Raw genomic sequence first — 15607 nt, 5'->3', positions numbered from 1 at the left:
GATAAGAAAGCTATATGCGTGATGCAATAGTATTTAATAAGTCTTGACGCTCATTGGTATTTGTCTCTAATTCAAATAAGGTCTCATACATAAGTTTATCATTTTCATTTTTTTGATCATCCACAATTTTTTTAAGATTCTCTATGTATTCTGCATTGCCTGCGTGATACATATTTACATTAAATCCCCATAATATTTGAATGTGTGTAGCTGCTGAAGGGTCTAATTTATTTAACTCATTTTTATACAGTGAAGCAGCTTCTGAATAACAACCCTTAATCAATGAAGTTGGCTTTTTAAGCGATTCCATTAACATACACTGGAAATTCTTCATGTTAGGTTTATTTTCTTTAGCTAAAATTTCTTCTGTTAGCTTATAGGCTTGATCAATTTCTCCTATACGCAAATATGAGCTTATCAAAAGACGATTACGTTCTTTATCGCTATTAATTTGCTTAAGCTTAGGGATCAAAGATTTGAGCTTTTTAGTCGTTTTTGTCTCATCATCACCATTTTGAAACTCTAAAATTATTGAATTGTATTCATCAATAATTTGTTTACTTTCACTGCTTAGTTCTGAACTTATTTTGGGGTTAGTAGAGTTTTCTACAGGGTTGTTGGAAGAACTATTACAAGCAGTCGCTAAGCCTAGTGTTGTAAAAGATATGAATAATGGAAGAAGAAATTTTTTCATAAGTAGCTTATCTAGCAAAAGAAGTTAACGTGAATTTGTGTTTCTTGTATGGAGGAATAGGGGTAACAAATCCAACACTGTCATTAGGACGAGCGGTATACCCTAACTCAAGTTCAACCTCGACCAATTGAATATTAGGTTCTGGTAGTTCTATAGTGCAGCTACCTAATGGTATCTTCCCTTTTTCAGTGTTCCAGACACCTGAACCCACTTGAAGCCGAGTTGTACCGAAATCTTCGCCTTTTCTCTTAATTGTTACTTTACCGTAGGGATGAATTTTAGCGCTATGAATAATTGGTTTGGGATCCATCATCACACTTATGAAAAGATCTCTACCGGTTAAAACATAGTTTAGAAAGTAACTAACTGCACCAGAAAGCCCTTGAACTCCTTCGTCAAATGGCATGATTATAGCCTTGTGACTGATGAAGACATCGGTTTCATTTCTATCAACATAATATACTTTTGTTTTAGCCTGTTGACCGATATAGCTACTATTAAGTTGGTCTTCGATGCTACTTGACGAACTTGAGCTAGAAAAGATATTACTACTACCAGAACTTGATCCTGCACCCTGAGCTTTGCCTACTAAACTTTGACCAGGAACAAAAGTTGCTCCACAAGTAGTTTTATCACCAGCGACAATCATTGCTTTACCATTTATGGTAACTAGACTATTACTCGCTATAGCTGAAACCATTGTTTTGCATTTAGGGCAGAAGTGTTTCATCCCTTGTAGGTGAGCAGCTTTTCCCTGAACAATAAAAGTATTATCAACTTCAGTTACCACACCACCATGAGTGGTTTTATCACCTATTGTTATTGTTGCTTGCATTCAAATAAACTCAATTTGATTAAACCGATTGATAAGTCAAATCTTATCGGAAATAGTCTCTGCCTTCAAATGTGCTTTTGTTAAATAGTTTAGTCTGAATTATTTGTACTATGTTTTTCTAGCTCGTTAATTAAGAAACGAGTTTCTGACAAATCGGTGGTTTTGAAAAGACACATAAACATCAGTGCTAAAAAAAGGATAATAGCAATTATTAAAAGATATAAAATTCCCCAAAAATTATCTATTGAAAACGAATTTATAATTTGAGGAAAATATAGGACTAAAAAGGTCGCAAACATTGCAAATAGAACATAAAGTAAAAAATAACCTAATTGTCTGAGCCCTATGTAATTAATGTTGGATTTTAAAGTTGTTACACCTGATACGGTAATAATTTCAAAATATTTATGTGATTTTGTGAGTCTTGAAACGTAATGAAAATACTGATTAGGATGATTTTTAATCAGGAAATCTGTGAATTCTGTGGGGAGGTTTACATTTTCATTTAGGTCATCACTATCAATTTTTTTTAAAAAGGGTGAAGGGGTTATAGATGGAGGTTTATTAATGTATTCCTGATAATAATGTTTAGCTTTTTCAGATCTGCTTTTAACTTTTTCAAAACTTTTTAAAGTAATCAAATAGGAATTACGTGTGTAATAAACTCCAATTGTTGTCACTAAAAATGCAAAAATTGCTAACGTTATAGTGGACCAAAAATTCAAATCAATGTTATCCATAATTTTTAATTTAACCTTAATATTTTTAGCTATAAATAAATTATATGTATGCATTGGTGTATATAAATTTATTGAGTTATGAGAAGTTTTTTTAACTCTAGATTTTTCATTCTAAGAAACAGCTTATCTTTCTCATCGTTCACAACGTGCATTTTCTTATGACAATTTGGGCATAAGGCCACAGTATTCTCAGGGCTATCAGAGCCGCCGTTTGCTAACCATTCGATATGGTGTGTTTCTAAGTAAGGGTCACCATTTTTGTCCAAGAATGGAGCAGCTTCTTCACAAAGTTGACAAATTCCATTAGCGAGTTTTTTTGCAAGTTGAACGATTGAATCAGATCTAATGTAATACTTTGTAGAAGTATTTCGAAAGCCTACATCATTTTTTGCCGTTGCTTGGGCTTCTGCAGCTAACTGCTCTAACGTCTTTTTACGTAATTTACGCTGTTTATTTTTACTCGTTTCAATAATTTCTGTCAGAGTCACAGCTGAATTTTTTGATTTTAACTGTAATGGAAAAACCCATACAGTTCTTGATTTTTTTTGCTCATCCTCTTGTTGCTGTTGGTAAGGTTCGTCGATTAGTTCAACAGGTCCCTGATAAATATAATTCTTATCCTTGAATACTTCGAATAGATGAACAGTAATACCGTTCGTCTTACTTTCTGCTAATGTCTTATTTTGAGTATTGAGCTTTTGATCACCAAGACGTCCCATGCCAGTGTAATGCAGTATGTCACCAATCCACTTATCCTCATAAATTGATTCAACATGATTTGAAACGATGATCAAAGTATTAGTTCTTTTAGATCTCCGCATACCACCTTGAGGTGAGCATCCAAAATAATCACAAAGATCTTGATTTAGAAGAACGTCCCCAGGAGTTAAATCTTGATAATTTTTTAACATTTTAAAATTCTTTTTCAGATAAGTGATGAACTATTGGTAAGTCAGCTGCAGCCCAATCAAGTTTTAAAATCACATGTGAGCTAAGCCATTTAATTTCTTTATGTTCTTGTATTATAAGATTATCAGTCGAAAGAGTGGTACAAAGATATGAAATTAATTCAATCTCAAAGTCAGGATAAGAATGATTAACTGTGATTAAGTGATTATTGACAGTAATATCTAGGTTAAGCTCTTCTTTAATTTCACGAATAAGCGCTTGTTCATTTGATTCATTTAATTCGACTTTCCCACCAGGAAACTCGTACTTATTAGATAGATAACCGTATTTATGGGTATCTTTAAGCGCGCATAGAATCTTATCCTCATAAACAATTACAGCGGCAACAACTTTCAGTACTTTCTTTTTCATTCTTTAAAAGTCTCATTCAATGCTTGTTGAACGGCGTCAACACGACTCTTACAAGCTTTGTATGCTGACATGGACTCTTCAACAATCTTCATTAAATTATCAATATCTGGTTCTTCTTGAGACTCAAGTAGTTCAGCATTCTTTTTCAGAACTTCATAGCCTTCTTTAAACGTTAACTCTTTCTTAGTCATTGCTGGATACCTGCGTCACATTGGCGTTGATAATACCATCCTGTAATTCTACTTGAATGCTATCACCTGAAATTTGTTGAATAGAACGAATGGCTTTACCTTGACTGCGCACGATACCAAAACCTTTGGCCATTACATTTTTAGGATTCTGAAGTAGTGTTTCACGCATGAGAGATTCGACTTGAGTAGAGGCGAGCTTAATTCGTTGTTGAGCTAAATATTGTGTGGTGTCTTTAATTAATTCTAAGCTGCGATTGGCCTCATTAATGTGATTATTGGCATGTGTCTTAATTAGCTTAATGTATTGGTCATTCTGGCTTTGGTACGACGTGATTTGATGTTGCGATAGTAGTTTAATGGTTTGCAGTGATTCGGATACATCTTGGACACGCTCTACAATTAAATTGCGTATGCCTCCAATGACCTTACTTGGAGTGTCAAAAGATCGATGTGCAACTTCATCAAGAATAGTCCGGTCTTTTTCATGGCCAATGCCCACCCAAATAGGAACTGAACGTTTACAGAGTAGGGCAGCTAGATCATAGTCATTTAAATATGCCAAATCGTTTACAGATCCCCCACCTCGAATTAGCACGATTAGATCTGGAGCAACTTCGTAATCTTTGACCCATTGTTTAAGAGCAGTGATTAAGGAATCCCTAATACTGGTTGGAGCTGTATTACCTTGGAAAGTTGCACTGTGATAAACGAAATGGCAAACACCGGCTTTATGTAATGCATCAGCATCTTTTTTAAAATCACCCAAACCTGCAGCATTCTCTGGAGCAATGACCAGGACATTTTGAATATCAAATGGCGTGGATAAAAGTTTATTTTTATCGGCAAGTCCTTCAGTACGTAATTTTTCTAATGTTTGCTGATAACGCCGTGCTATATCACCCAATGTAAAACTTGAATCAATATCTTCTACATTAACTGAGAATCCATATTGCGGGTCAAATTTGGCTTTAACTTTGATAAGTACATTAAGATCTCGAGATAACTCAATGCCACTTTCACGTTCGAATTTAAGAACCATCTTTTGAGCAGAGGATTTCCATATCGTTGCCTTACAACTTGCGATCACTTTATCCGAGCCTTCTTCTTTTTCTGCCAGCTCAAGATAGTAATGGCCACCTTTAATATTTAAATTTCTAATCTCTGCTTTAACCCATACAGGATCATCAAAGGTTACTCGTATAACTTCTTGCACAGTAGACAAGTATTCACTTAACGATAGTTTGTATTCAGACATCATTGGGCAACGAGAAGGTGGACCAAAAATACTAACGAACATAATGATTAAAGACAATGATGAATGATTGACCTTGCGCAAGGGATATGGCATATTTCAGTTATAGTGCTGTGGTTGTATCAGTAGCACTCAACTAAAAAGCTCGCCTCATGGTGGGCTTTAATCTTAAAAGAAGGGTGTAATATTTTGGAAAACAAAGAGCCTGAACAAAACCCTCAGCAAGAAAACAATCAATCAAACCCTATAATTGATAATTTAGGTCACGCAAACCCAGTGGATGTGATTGAGGTTTTGGTAGAAGCAGGAAAGTTTGTTGTTAATACCAGTAAAAATGTTATTTCAAGTATTGCTGATAATATCGATATTACTTAATAACTCAGAATAAATTTAAAGTTCACAAATCGATGTACATTTAATTCTTATCTGCAAAATATAAGTTAGAAATTTATGAAAAAAATATTGGTTGGTCTCGTTAGTTGTTTAGCCACTTTTGCGAATGCTGCAACTTTAGATTGTGAAAATAGCTACCCATTATTTGAAGAAATAATTCAGGAAAAGACAGACGTTGAGAACGTTGGTGGTGTAGATGATATATATAATTATATTCAGCACTATGATTACACATACATATTTAATAAAAACCATCCAGATAAGCAATTTTGGGTAGATAAGCATTTATCTTTTGCAAAACCCTCATGGAGTAACAATGAATGGATAAGTAAAAGTGAATTTAACAAAAGAATTAAAGTAATTGCTAAGCACAATGTCAAAGATCCTTCGAATCCGTACATCCATGAGTTGCTACCACCTAAAGCTAATCTTTTAACCCAGTCCGGTGAAATATGTGTAGTCCCAGTTCAGGCGTATCTTGAAGTAGAGGTGGATGCGGAACCAGATGAAGGAGAAAATCAAAATACTTCAGAAACTGTCGTGGTTGAGGCTATGCTAATTGATCATATTTTTGTGCGAGATATTAAGAACAATAAGTGGCGTGTTTTAGCGTTCAATCGCTATATTGCAGATAATGATTTTAACGAGTTTTTTCCAGATTTATCTGATCATATTAAAAATGAATTGAATGACGGTATTGAAGAGGCTGAGGAAGCAATGGTGGAGCAGATAGAGATTCAGGAGTAAATTAAGCTTATTTTTTACATTCCGCTAATCGACTTTTTGTTGTTGTCCAACCAAATCCTAATACCTGGTTGATGAGACAATTTTTCATTTAATATGTAAACTAGAAGATATGAAATTTAAGATAGCGAGCAGCTGGTGGATCGTCAAAAATTAGAAGAAAAATATGATGAATTTATGAGCAGTAAGCATTATCAAAAAGCTGATGTGAATCCCAAATATTTCAAAAGAAATACAGACCTGTCTCGCCTGGCTATTATTGCTGACAATATGGTTTGCAATATGTTGTTTCTTAAAAATTATTTTGAATTAGCTAGGCCAGATGATGAGTCAACTCAAGTAGCAAGTAATTATATGATTCTCGTGGATAATGCTGAAGTAGCGCTCAACGTGAATGAGGCTCCTAACTTTAGGGATAAGGAAGATTATTTAAGCTGGTTTGAATCAAAGTTAAATACAATATTGCATTAGCCTTTAAACCTCCTTGTGGAGGTTTTTTATTGACCTCAAATTATGGATATAGACCTATACAAATCACTGACAGGTAAGGCGCCGTTAAAATCTAAAGTTAAACATAAATCCTTAGCAAAACTCAGTGAAAAATATGTAGAAGCATTCGATCGACTGAAAGAGATTATTGATCGGATGGAGATTAAGTATGAAGAGTATTTTCATTTTAAAAGCACAAAGCATTGGCGTTTTGATCTGCATTTAATTGAATATCGAATGCTGATTGAAATCGCTGGTGGTCCATGGTCAGGTGGCCGTAAAGGTCGGCTTGCTACCAAGGCGTGGAGCATTGAAAGATATGATCATGCTAACGAAATGGGTTATCGATATATGCGATTTGAGCAAGCTGATATCAATATGGGTAGAACTACAGCTTGGCTTAGAAATTTAAAGGCTAATCATGGAACAACAATTCAGACCATTCCCACCGACGGAGCTAATTGATCAGGCTGATGAGGAAGAAGCAATCCGCTTGGCACCCGCCGTAGATTTAAAAGAATGGGTTATTAAAAACTGGCTGACCATTGGTGGTGAACTTCACAATCCAGATCATGATCATATTGCTGAGCTCCTGCACGATGATGAAACCTTTTTAGCATTTGCTTGGGCTTCATCTGCCGCCGTAGCGAAAAAACGTATGGTACTTGGTCAGTGTGAAAAAGTGATGTTTAACCAGGGCGGATGGAAAAAGGCAAGGCAAGAACAACAGATGCGTGACTGGTTTGGTTTTGTACCTCAATACCTGATTACGGTTGATGCAGCATTTTGCGAACAGACTTCAGATCGTGAATTCTGCCGTTTGATTGAGCATGAGCTTTATCACATTGGTGTTGAACGTGATGAGGACGGCGAACCTATATACAGCGATCATACTGGTCTGCCTAAGCATTACTTAGCTGGCCATGATGTAGAAGTGTTCTTTGGTGAAACAAAACGATGGGGCGCAGATGAGTCAGTCAAACGGCTTTTGGAAATTGCCAAGAATGCGCCGTTTGTATCGGAAACCAATATTGCTGCGTGCTGTGGAAATTGCGTGATTGGATAGAGCTGAAAGGCTCTATTTTTTTGCCTATCTTGCTATACGTAGCTATACAAAGAGGTGTTTATGGCAGCACTAAAAGAGCCTGTAAAAATGTTTATAGTTCAGTCTCTTGCTTGCTTTGAAACCCCTCAACAAGTTGTAGACGCTGTAAAGCAAGATTATAAGATTGAAATAACACGCCAACAGGTAGCGCTTTACGACCCAACGAAAGTTGCTGGACGCAATCTTAGTAAGAGATTGAAAGATTTATTTGAACGAACTCGGACAGATTTTCGAAAGAATATTGAAGATATTGCGATAGCCAACAAGGCATTTCGATTACGCGAGCTTCAGAAGATGTATGAGGATTCTGGGCGAAATAAAAGAGCTAAGCAGAATTTACTCAAACAAGCGTATCAAGAAACTGATGGTCGTATTACTCGTCAAGAAATCACCGGTAAAGATGGTAAACCAATTGAAACAATAAACCAGAACGTGCCAACCGAGAGTTATTTAAAAGCTCGGGAGGGAGTCCTGAATGACTATTGACCCAGCGCGTGAATTAGCCATTCAAATTGAGGCTCAAGAGGATTTATATTTCTTTTCACGCTATATGTTTAAAGAGCGTCGTAAATATAAATGGCTGCACAACTGGCACCATCGAATTGTTTGCGATGCGTTAATGAAAGTGTTTCGTGGGGAAACCAAACGATTAATTATCAATATTCCGCCACGATATTCTAAAACTGAATTAGCTGTAATTAATTTTATGGCTTGGTGTTTTGGAAACGTTCCTGACAGTGAATTTATTCATGTTAGTTATTCAGCAACACTTGCTGCAAATAATGCTTTCCAGACACGTAATCTTGTACAGGAAGATGCCTATAAGCGTGTATTTCCTGATTTTCAATTGCGTGATGATAGTAAAGCTAAGGATGATTGGCGAACTGCAAAGGGCGGTGTCTGCTATTCACAGGGTACTGGCGGTACGATTACAGGTTTCGGTGCGGGTAAGTTTCGGGATACTTTTGGTGGTGCAATTATCATTGATGACCCACATAAAGCCAGTGAAGCGCGTTCTGATACGGTTCGTAAAGGCGTGATTGAGTGGTTTCAGAATACACTTGAATCTCGTACCAACTCACCAGACACACCCATCATTGTGATTATGCAGCGATTACATGAGGAAGATTTGGCAGGGTGGTTGCTTGATGGCGGGAATGGTGAGGTATGGGAACATTTGGAGCTTTCAGCCATTCAACCTGATGGATCGGCATTATGGCCAGCAAAGCACAGTATCGAAGTACTTAATCGAATGGAATTAGCAGCTCCTTATGTTTTCTCGGGGCAATATCGCCAAAGACCATCACCGCCAGCAGGCGGTTTTTTTAAGCCTGACAATATTGAAATCGTTGATGCATTACCTGCAGACATAATCAAACAGGTTCGAGCATGGGATCTGGCATCTTCTGAAAATGAGGGTGATTACACGGTTGGTATGCGACAAGCCAAAGGCAAAGACGGGTATATCTACATTGTGGATGTGCAGCGTGGTCAGTTAGGTCCTGATGGTGTTGAAAAGCTAATAAAGCAAACTGCTGCTCTGGACGGTAAGCCTGTTGCAATTCGACTTCCACAAGATCCCGGCCAGGCTGGTAAATCTCAAGCTAAAAGCTTTATTAAGATGCTCGCTGGCTTTTCTGTTAAAGCTGAGACAGTTTCTGGTGACAAGATTACTCGTGCAGAACCTTTTGCTGCTCAGGTCAACGTCGGTAATGTACGGATGCTTCGCGGTGATTGGAATAAGCCGCTGATTAATGAAATGCGGAACTTCCCAAACGGCAAATATGATGACCAAATCGATGCAGGAAGTGATGCGTTTAACGAGTTACTAGAAGCTAGAACAAGAGCAAAACCTACTGGTGCAGGCACACGTACTATTAATTAGGAACAACTATGGCAAAGTCTAAAAAAGACAAAGTTAAAAACAAGGCTTTGTCGAGCGGTTCACTTGACTCTCATTTAGCCGTAAAAAGCTTTTTCAATGCAGGTAAAGCCCCTGATATTGATGAAACACTGAGAAAAGCAGGGATCCAGCGCCATCGCTTATCAATTTTACTTGATGATGATGAGATAGGTCAGGCTGCTGAAACTCGTTTAGATGCGTTGCTCGGTGCACCTTATCGATTAGAGCCAAATGATACGCCTGAAGCTGAATTACTTACTCAAGAATTGAATGAATGGTTTGTTGAGATTGCAACATCAGCACACAATGCATTGTTCTTCGGTTATTCCGTACAAGAGGCAATTTATGAGCGAAAAGATACGCATATCGGGCTTGAATGGGTCGGTGAAAAACCTATGGAATGGTTCGAGCCAAAGAGTGATGGGCGTTTAATTTATCGACCTGAATCAGGTTTAGAGAGTGAAGTTGATCAAGTGGTTAAGTTTTTTCTAACTCGCCGTAAATCTTCATATCAACAACCCTATGGCAAGGCCCTTTTAGCATCTTTGTATTGGTTATTCTTTTTCAAGCAGAATGGATTTAAGTTTTGGGCTAAATTTCTCGAACGTTTCGGCACGCCAATCTTACTTGGAAAAGTTAAAGATGGCAGTGATGAAGATGTGCAGGCAATGAATGACGCTTTGTTGTCGGCTCATGCACAATCAGTCATTTCAATTGATGCTGAAGATAGTGTGGAAGTTATTGGTGTTGCGCAAGGAACCGCAGGAACATCATTTGATGCATTTAACAATGAAATCAAGCGTCAGATTCAAAAGTTAATTCTGGGTCAAACGCTCACATCGGGAAATGATGGTGGTGGCAGTCGGGCATTAGGCCAAGTACATGAGAATGTGCGAAAAGATAAGCTTAAATCAGATATTCGAATGATTACGCCGACGGTTCAAGCTGTTGTGAATGCCTTGTGCAAATTGAACCAATGGTCGCAGCACAAAGTCATTATTGGTGATGAAAAATCACTTGAAATTGATAAAGCTGAACGTGATGTAAAGCTCAGAGATGCAGGTGCTAACCTTACACCACAATATTTTCAGCGTGAATATGGCTTGCAAGATGGTGATATTGCCGAAGCTCAAGAGCTTACACCCAAGACATTTTCAGCTATTCCGAAGCAGGCATTTAGCTTTAAAGCGGATGTTCAGAAGATTAGCCCTGATCAGCAAGAAGTTGATGATTTGGTTGATGACATTGATAAGACGCTATTTTCTGAATCAGAACTTTTGAAAGTGGTTGAGACTGTGAAGAATCCCGATGAGCTTCAAGAAAAGATTTACGGTTTGATGGCGAGTGAATCGGTTGAAAAGTTCAATGCAACCATGGCAAGAGCTTTGTATTTATTTGATGTGGTTGGGTATGTACAGCGGAGTAAGTGATGTCAATAACCTACGCTGACGCACTCCGTTATGCTCGTGAAAAGCGTGTTGTTTTGCCTGAAGAATTCTATTTATTAGATTTGAATGCAAGGCAATACGCAACCACGGTAAGCAAACTGGCTTCACTTGATCAGATTAGAACGGTAATTAATCTTTCAAACAAGGCGATTGAAACCGGTTCAACTTTTCAAGACTTTCAAAAAGCTGTTAAAGAGTCAGGGATTGAACTTAGCCCACATCATTTGGACAATATTTTCCGCACAAATATTCAGAATGCTTATGCGCATGGTATTTGGACTCAACAACAGGCAAATAAAGCCAATCGACCATATTTACGTTATTCATCACTCACTGATAGTCGAGTGCGTCCGAGTCATTTAGCTTTAAACAATATCATTCGACACATCGATGATTCGTTTTGGTATACGCATTATCCTCCCAATGGATTTGAATGTCGTTGCGGTGCGGATGCTTTAACTGAGGCGCAGGCAAAAAAACAAGGCATCACTATTGACGAAGATTTACCAGATATTCAACCTGATAATGGCTGGGCAACTGGTCCTGCAAATTACGGCAAGCAATTGAATGAAGTCTTGGATCAGAAGATTGCTGATGCTGAGCCAAAATTAGCCGATGAATTAATTAAGGTCCGTGATGAGGCTCTTGTGTCGCAAGAAGCCAATGATTCGATTGTGAAAGCGTTTGAGCCAATGTCTGAGGCATCTAAACAGGTTAATGAGTCCATTGTTGATCGTGTGCTTGAATCCAAAAAAGACGTTGAGCCTAGCGCCATACGCATGCTGACTGAATTGGTACGTGACGATGAGCAGGCTTTAACTGATTTGCTGAAGAGTGCTGTGGTGAAAGATGATAAGTCTATTATTGGTTGGATGAAGCGTTCATTCGACTCACTACTCTCGATTGCTAAGAACCTCAAAAATAAGCTGACAGGTAACAATCTGAAAGGCTTTGATTCTCTTGAGTTGAAAAAAGGCAATGTGATTGGGATCCAAACACCGACTTTATTCAAAACCTCTGCCGAATCAGGCAAAAACATTACGATTTTGGATGCTAAAGGTGTGGCACTCGATTTAAGTAAAATTAATGGTTTAAACGGTGCGTTATTGGCTCCTGATTTGAATTTAGAGGTTGTTAGCGTTACCGATAGTGAAGTAGTGCTGAAGAAGACAAAAAAGCTTGCTACACGCCTTTTTGTGGCGAATAACACGTTATTTAATTTGTATTAATCGAAATTAATTTAAGACCGTCCTATTTGGGCGGTTTTTTTATGGAGCATGAAAATGCCAAACCCACAAGAAAAGCCCAAGGATCAGTTTTGCTTTGAGCTTGGTCAGTTTGCTGTAGAGCAACCGGTCGAAGGTAAAAAGAAGCGAACCTTTACGGGCGTGGCGTATAGCGGTGAACCAATCATTGATCATTGGTATTGGGAACGAGTCATTTTTGATTTGGACTCAATGCAGATCAAAGGGCGCATTCCCGCACTACTTGAGCATTCAGCACGTCAGCGTGCAGGTGCGATCAATAGTCACACCATTGACCATGCTCAGGGCTTGGTTATCTCAGGTGATCTGATGAGTAATGAGTTTGGTTCACAAGTCGCTCAGGACTCGGACGATGGCTTCCCATGGCAAATGTCTGTGCGTATTGAGCCAACAACCACAGAAGAAGTCGCGCCCGACCAAGCTGTAACGATCAACGGTAAAACATATCAAGGACCTATCACGGTTTTCCGTGGTGGCCGTATTCGTGAAGTGTCTTTTTGTGCATTGGGCGCAGATGAAAACACAAACGCAGTGGCGGCAAGCCACAACCCAACCCATCAACCCAAAGAGGACACAAACGTGACCGAATTAGAACAGGCGCAAGCCAAAATTAAAGAGCTTGAGCAAAAGAACACTCAACTCGAATCAGATGTGAAGAAATTCGCTGCTGAAAAGCGTGAGGCTGAAATCAAAGCATTGACTGCTGAAACCAAAACTGAGTTTTCAGCTGAAGAACTGGTAGAAATGAAAGGTCTTAATGATAAGGCGTTCGCATTTTCCGCTGCTCAGATTCGCAAATTTTCAGCTAATTCAACTCCGAAAAAGCCAGATCTACCTGATTACTTGACTAAACACCAAGCGGGTGGTCAAGGTGGTCAGGCTCCGCAAGGCTCGGCTTTAGATCAAGCATTCAACCAATTTGCTGCAGCACAGCAACAAGGAGCCAAATCATGAGCCAAGTATTAACAAGCACTATCGAAAATAAACAATTGGTAGTTGGTGATGGTGTTCGCACTGAAAATGCAAAAGCTAAAACCGCTACTGCGTATAAGCGTGGTGATTTACTAAATATTGATGCAGATAACGTGGCTGAGCATCCTGTAGTTACTACAGGTGTGGTTGGTGATTGGAATGCAATTGCTTTAGCGGATTTTACTGCAGAGCAGTCCACCTACCATGCTGTAAATGATCTTGAAGTGCCGATCTATGTGCAAGGTGCATTTGATATTGCAGTTGTTACTGTGAATGGGATTGCATTAACCACTGCTCAATACGATGCAGTACGTGCTCAAGCACTAGAAAATAAAATTGAACTTCGTAAAGTTGTGGGGAACTAAAACATGAGTCAAACTTTTACATTTCAGAATGCACCAGTTGAATTGCTGGATGTGCCACAACTGGTACTACTGACCGATACCACTCAAAAGGTCGATACATGGTTGATGGATCGCTTCTTTCCACAACGTGTTTCATATACCAAAAAGGAAGTTCCTGTTGGGGAGTTAAATACAGCTACACCGCTTGCACCATTTGTAACTCCAACTGCAGCTGGCCGTCAAATTAAAGTAGGTGAGTCTGGTAACGTGAAATTCGTAAAGCCTGCTTATCTAAAACCCATGATGACGGTCATGCCAAGTGAGGTGCAAAATACAGCGCTTATCGCGCGTTTGCGTCAGTTTGGCGTTATTGCGACTGGTTCTAATCGTTTGTCAGATGCAGACCTACTGCTTATTGATCAGGCTCAAAAGGCTTTATATCTTCGCCAATCTATTGAAAACCGAAAGGTATTGATTGCGCGTGATGTATTGCTTTACGGTAAAACCACGTTTGCCTCTGCTGACTTCCCGATGTATGAAGTGAATTATGAGCGTAACCCAGCTTGTAATTTCTCTCCATTGGTTAAATGGGGGCAAGTTGGAGCAACACCTGTTAAAGATATTCAAGCAATGATTGATCTTTCAGTTGAGCATTCTGGCACATCACCAATCATGGCGTTAACTACATCTAAAGTGTATAACACGCTGATTAAGGAACCTGAATTTAAGGAGAAATTCATTGCGCCATATGCAGGTGTTAGCGTTCCACTAACTCCAACTTTTGATCAAGCTGATAAACCTCAATTCCGTGGCACTGTCGATAATATTGAAATCTGGACCTATGATGCTAAACACAATATGGGTGGTGATATTGAGCGCTTTATTCCAGAAGATTTCTTTGGTCTTATTTCTGATGCGAATGGCTGGATTGCACACTGTGCATTGCAAAACGTCGAAGCATTTGGTCAAGCTTTAGAGTTCTATTTAAGCCAATGGCAGGAAAAGAACCCTTCAAGCATTCAATTACTTGCTGAATCTTCTCCACTTGCTGTTCCGAATAATAAAAACGGTTTAGTTGGCGGTCGTGGATTTGTTTAAGGAGTAATACATGTCAAAGTACATTGCAAAACAGTCGATCGGTCATTTTCGTCCTGGTCAGGAAGTAGAAGGGCTTGAAGCTAAACAACTTCAGGCTCTTTTAGCATCTGGGGCTATTGAAGAATATCAAGAGTCCGAAGATATTAAAGAGGATGGCTCTGCTGCACGTTTAGCAGAGCTTAAAAAGGTTAATGCCGAACTAACAGCATCCAATGCAACTTTAACCAAAGACAATCATAAAGCAATGTCTGACAAGGCTAAGGCCGATCAAGAAGTTGCTGATCTAAAGGCAAAAGTGGCAGAGCTTGAAAAGGTCAAACTAGCTGCCAAACCGAAAGCTGACGATAAGTCAGCGGATGCAACCAAATAAGGTGACTCATGTACGCAAACCGAGATGATTTGGTCTTGCGTTACGGAGAGATTGAGATATCTCAATTAGAACGAGCTTTGACTGCAAATGAGTCGGTCAACTCTTACATTGAAGACGCTTCCGATATTGCCGATGGCTATATTGGCGTTATCTACGATGTTCCGCTTACCTATCCCCCTAAAAATTTAAAAATCTATATCTGTGATATTGCTCGATTCTTGCTGTGGCGCGCCAAAGCGTCAGAGCAGGTACGTCAGCGATATGAAGACGCTATTGGGTTTTTAAAGCGTGTGGCGGATGGGAAAGCAACACTTCTAATTCAGAATACTGAAACTCAAGAAGTAACCAAGCCAAAGAAAGTCAGAGCAAGCGCACCACTGGGTACAACGTATACAGGTGGTGTTTTCTCAAACGCAAAACTTGACGATATGCCGAGTCTTTAAT

The 15607-nt window shown here is 38.8% G+C and carries 21 protein-coding genes; 14 read left to right on the top strand and 7 right to left on the bottom strand.

What is annotated here, in order from left to right:
- Positions 1-10 precede the first annotated feature (10 nt).
- From AMD27_RS08440 to xseA, 7 genes are all read right to left on the bottom strand, one after another.
- Entirely contained in the window at positions 11-694 is a 684-nt protein-coding gene (locus tag AMD27_RS08440) for a hypothetical protein (protein ID WP_067658944.1), read from the bottom strand.
- Between the two features lie 7 nt (positions 695-701).
- Entirely contained in the window at positions 702-1529 is an 828-nt protein-coding gene (locus tag AMD27_RS08435) for a PAAR domain-containing protein (RefSeq protein ID WP_067658939.1), read from the bottom strand.
- A gap of 89 nt (positions 1530-1618) precedes the next feature.
- On the bottom strand, positions 1619-2269 hold the full coding sequence (locus AMD27_RS08430; RefSeq protein ID WP_150115765.1) for a hypothetical protein: 651 nt from the start codon (positions 2267-2269) through the stop codon (positions 1619-1621).
- A 68-nt stretch (positions 2270-2337) separates the two neighbouring features.
- Positions 2338-3180, bottom strand: coding sequence for an HNH endonuclease (locus AMD27_RS08425; RefSeq protein WP_067658934.1), 843 nt, complete (start codon positions 3178-3180; stop codon positions 2338-2340).
- 1 nt (position 3181) lies between these two features.
- Complete coding sequence (locus AMD27_RS08420; RefSeq protein ID WP_067658931.1) at positions 3182-3589, bottom strand: (deoxy)nucleoside triphosphate pyrophosphohydrolase; 408 nt, start codon at positions 3587-3589, stop codon at positions 3182-3184.
- Entirely contained in the window at positions 3586-3780 is a 195-nt protein-coding gene (gene xseB / locus AMD27_RS08415; protein ID WP_009586282.1) for an exodeoxyribonuclease VII small subunit, read from the bottom strand. The genes AMD27_RS08420 and xseB overlap by 4 nt, the downstream gene beginning before the upstream one ends.
- The gene (gene xseA, locus AMD27_RS08410) at positions 3773-5035 is read right to left on the bottom strand and encodes an exodeoxyribonuclease VII large subunit (protein WP_067662907.1); all 1263 of its coding nucleotides are present in this window, start codon (positions 5033-5035) and stop codon (positions 3773-3775) included. Before xseA ends, xseB begins: the two co-directional genes overlap by 8 nt.
- 186 nt (positions 5036-5221) lie before the next feature.
- Here xseA and AMD27_RS08405 point away from each other — a divergent pair, with 186 nt between their 5' ends.
- The 14 genes from AMD27_RS08405 to AMD27_RS08340 all read left to right on the top strand — a co-directional run bounded on the left by AMD27_RS08405 (position 5222) and on the right by AMD27_RS08340 (position 15606).
- Positions 5222-5407 carry a hypothetical protein gene (locus tag AMD27_RS08405; RefSeq protein WP_067658928.1) on the top strand — a complete coding sequence of 62 codons (186 nt, stop codon included), beginning with the start codon at positions 5222-5224 and terminating at the stop codon, positions 5405-5407.
- Positions 5408-5482: 75 nt separating this feature from the next.
- Entirely contained in the window at positions 5483-6172 is a 690-nt protein-coding gene (locus tag AMD27_RS08400; protein ID WP_067658925.1) for a hypothetical protein, read from the top strand.
- 135 nt (positions 6173-6307) lie between these two features.
- Positions 6308-6640: a hypothetical protein gene (locus AMD27_RS18725; protein WP_171254790.1), complete on the top strand. Its 333-nt coding sequence runs from the start codon at positions 6308-6310 to the stop codon at positions 6638-6640.
- 42 nt (positions 6641-6682) lie between these two features.
- Complete coding sequence (locus AMD27_RS08390) at positions 6683-7123, top strand: hypothetical protein (protein WP_067658922.1); 441 nt, start codon at positions 6683-6685, stop codon at positions 7121-7123.
- On the top strand, positions 7080-7724 hold the full coding sequence (locus AMD27_RS08385) for a putative metallopeptidase (RefSeq protein ID WP_067658919.1): 645 nt from the start codon (positions 7080-7082) through the stop codon (positions 7722-7724). Before AMD27_RS08390 ends, AMD27_RS08385 begins: the two co-directional genes overlap by 44 nt.
- 60 nt (positions 7725-7784) lie before the next feature.
- Entirely contained in the window at positions 7785-8249 is a 465-nt protein-coding gene (locus AMD27_RS08380; protein ID WP_067658916.1) for a DUF2280 domain-containing protein, read from the top strand.
- On the top strand, positions 8239-9648 hold the full coding sequence (gene terL, locus AMD27_RS08375) for a phage terminase large subunit (RefSeq protein ID WP_067658912.1): 1410 nt from the start codon (positions 8239-8241) through the stop codon (positions 9646-9648). The genes AMD27_RS08380 and terL overlap by 11 nt, the downstream gene beginning before the upstream one ends.
- An 8-nt stretch (positions 9649-9656) precedes the next feature.
- Complete coding sequence (locus AMD27_RS08370) at positions 9657-11096, top strand: phage portal protein family protein (protein ID WP_067658909.1); 1440 nt, start codon at positions 9657-9659, stop codon at positions 11094-11096.
- Entirely contained in the window at positions 11096-12343 is a 1248-nt protein-coding gene (locus AMD27_RS08365) for a phage minor head protein (protein WP_067658906.1), read from the top strand. Before AMD27_RS08370 ends, AMD27_RS08365 begins: the two co-directional genes overlap by 1 nt.
- 54 nt (positions 12344-12397) lie before the next feature.
- On the top strand, positions 12398-13333 hold the full coding sequence (locus AMD27_RS08360) for a hypothetical protein (RefSeq protein WP_067658903.1): 936 nt from the start codon (positions 12398-12400) through the stop codon (positions 13331-13333).
- Positions 13330-13716 carry a hypothetical protein gene (locus AMD27_RS08355; RefSeq protein WP_067658900.1) on the top strand — a complete coding sequence of 129 codons (387 nt, stop codon included), beginning with the start codon at positions 13330-13332 and terminating at the stop codon, positions 13714-13716. The genes AMD27_RS08360 and AMD27_RS08355 overlap by 4 nt, the downstream gene beginning before the upstream one ends.
- 3 nt (positions 13717-13719) lie before the next feature.
- On the top strand, positions 13720-14793 hold the full coding sequence (locus AMD27_RS08350) for a major capsid protein (RefSeq protein WP_067658897.1): 1074 nt from the start codon (positions 13720-13722) through the stop codon (positions 14791-14793).
- Between the two features lie 10 nt (positions 14794-14803).
- Complete coding sequence (locus AMD27_RS08345) at positions 14804-15163, top strand: hypothetical protein (protein WP_067658894.1); 360 nt, start codon at positions 14804-14806, stop codon at positions 15161-15163.
- 8 nt (positions 15164-15171) lie between these two features.
- Positions 15172-15606, top strand: a complete 435-nt coding sequence (locus AMD27_RS08340; protein WP_067658891.1) for a gp436 family protein — start codon at positions 15172-15174, stop codon at positions 15604-15606.
- Position 15607: the final 1 nt, after the last annotated feature.

The sequence above is a fragment of the Acinetobacter sp. TGL-Y2 genome, assembly GCF_001612555.1.
In the GTDB taxonomy this organism is placed as follows: Bacteria; Pseudomonadota; Gammaproteobacteria; order Pseudomonadales; family Moraxellaceae; genus Acinetobacter.
Note: the sequence above shows the minus strand (reverse complement) of the source record. Positions and strands in the feature narration are given on the sequence as shown.

Bases quoted from the DNA above. Each gene is read 5' to 3' on its own strand.
- xseB (WP_009586282.1), bottom strand. From the start codon at position 3,780: ATGACTAAGAAAGAGTTAACGTTTAAAGAAGGCTATGAAGTTCTGAAA.
- AMD27_RS08345 (WP_067658894.1), top strand. From the start codon at position 14,804: ATGTCAAAGTACATTGCAAAACAGTCGATCGGTCATTTTCGTCCTGGT.
- xseA (WP_067662907.1), bottom strand. From the start codon at position 5,035: ATGTCTGAATACAAACTATCGTTAAGTGAATACTTGTCTACTGTGCAA.
- terL (WP_067658912.1), top strand. From the start codon at position 8,239: ATGACTATTGACCCAGCGCGTGAATTAGCCATTCAAATTGAGGCTCAA.
- AMD27_RS08400 (WP_067658925.1), top strand. From the start codon at position 5,483: ATGAAAAAAATATTGGTTGGTCTCGTTAGTTGTTTAGCCACTTTTGCG.
- AMD27_RS08420 (WP_067658931.1), bottom strand. From the start codon at position 3,589: ATGAAAAAGAAAGTACTGAAAGTTGTTGCCGCTGTAATTGTTTATGAG.
- AMD27_RS08440 (WP_067658944.1), bottom strand. From the start codon at position 694: ATGAAAAAATTTCTTCTTCCATTATTCATATCTTTTACAACACTAGGC.
- AMD27_RS08430 (WP_150115765.1), bottom strand. From the start codon at position 2,269: ATGGATAACATTGATTTGAATTTTTGGTCCACTATAACGTTAGCAATT.
- AMD27_RS08380 (WP_067658916.1), top strand. From the start codon at position 7,785: ATGGCAGCACTAAAAGAGCCTGTAAAAATGTTTATAGTTCAGTCTCTT.
- AMD27_RS08390 (WP_067658922.1), top strand. From the start codon at position 6,683: ATGGATATAGACCTATACAAATCACTGACAGGTAAGGCGCCGTTAAAA.
- AMD27_RS08370 (WP_067658909.1), top strand. From the start codon at position 9,657: ATGGCAAAGTCTAAAAAAGACAAAGTTAAAAACAAGGCTTTGTCGAGC.
- AMD27_RS08355 (WP_067658900.1), top strand. From the start codon at position 13,330: ATGAGCCAAGTATTAACAAGCACTATCGAAAATAAACAATTGGTAGTT.
- AMD27_RS08385 (WP_067658919.1), top strand. From the start codon at position 7,080: ATGGAACAACAATTCAGACCATTCCCACCGACGGAGCTAATTGATCAG.
- AMD27_RS08425 (WP_067658934.1), bottom strand. From the start codon at position 3,180: ATGTTAAAAAATTATCAAGATTTAACTCCTGGGGACGTTCTTCTAAAT.
- AMD27_RS08365 (WP_067658906.1), top strand. From the start codon at position 11,096: ATGTCAATAACCTACGCTGACGCACTCCGTTATGCTCGTGAAAAGCGT.
- AMD27_RS08340 (WP_067658891.1), top strand. From the start codon at position 15,172: ATGTACGCAAACCGAGATGATTTGGTCTTGCGTTACGGAGAGATTGAG.
- AMD27_RS08435 (WP_067658939.1), bottom strand. From the start codon at position 1,529: ATGCAAGCAACAATAACAATAGGTGATAAAACCACTCATGGTGGTGTG.
- AMD27_RS08350 (WP_067658897.1), top strand. From the start codon at position 13,720: ATGAGTCAAACTTTTACATTTCAGAATGCACCAGTTGAATTGCTGGAT.
- AMD27_RS08360 (WP_067658903.1), top strand. From the start codon at position 12,398: ATGCCAAACCCACAAGAAAAGCCCAAGGATCAGTTTTGCTTTGAGCTT.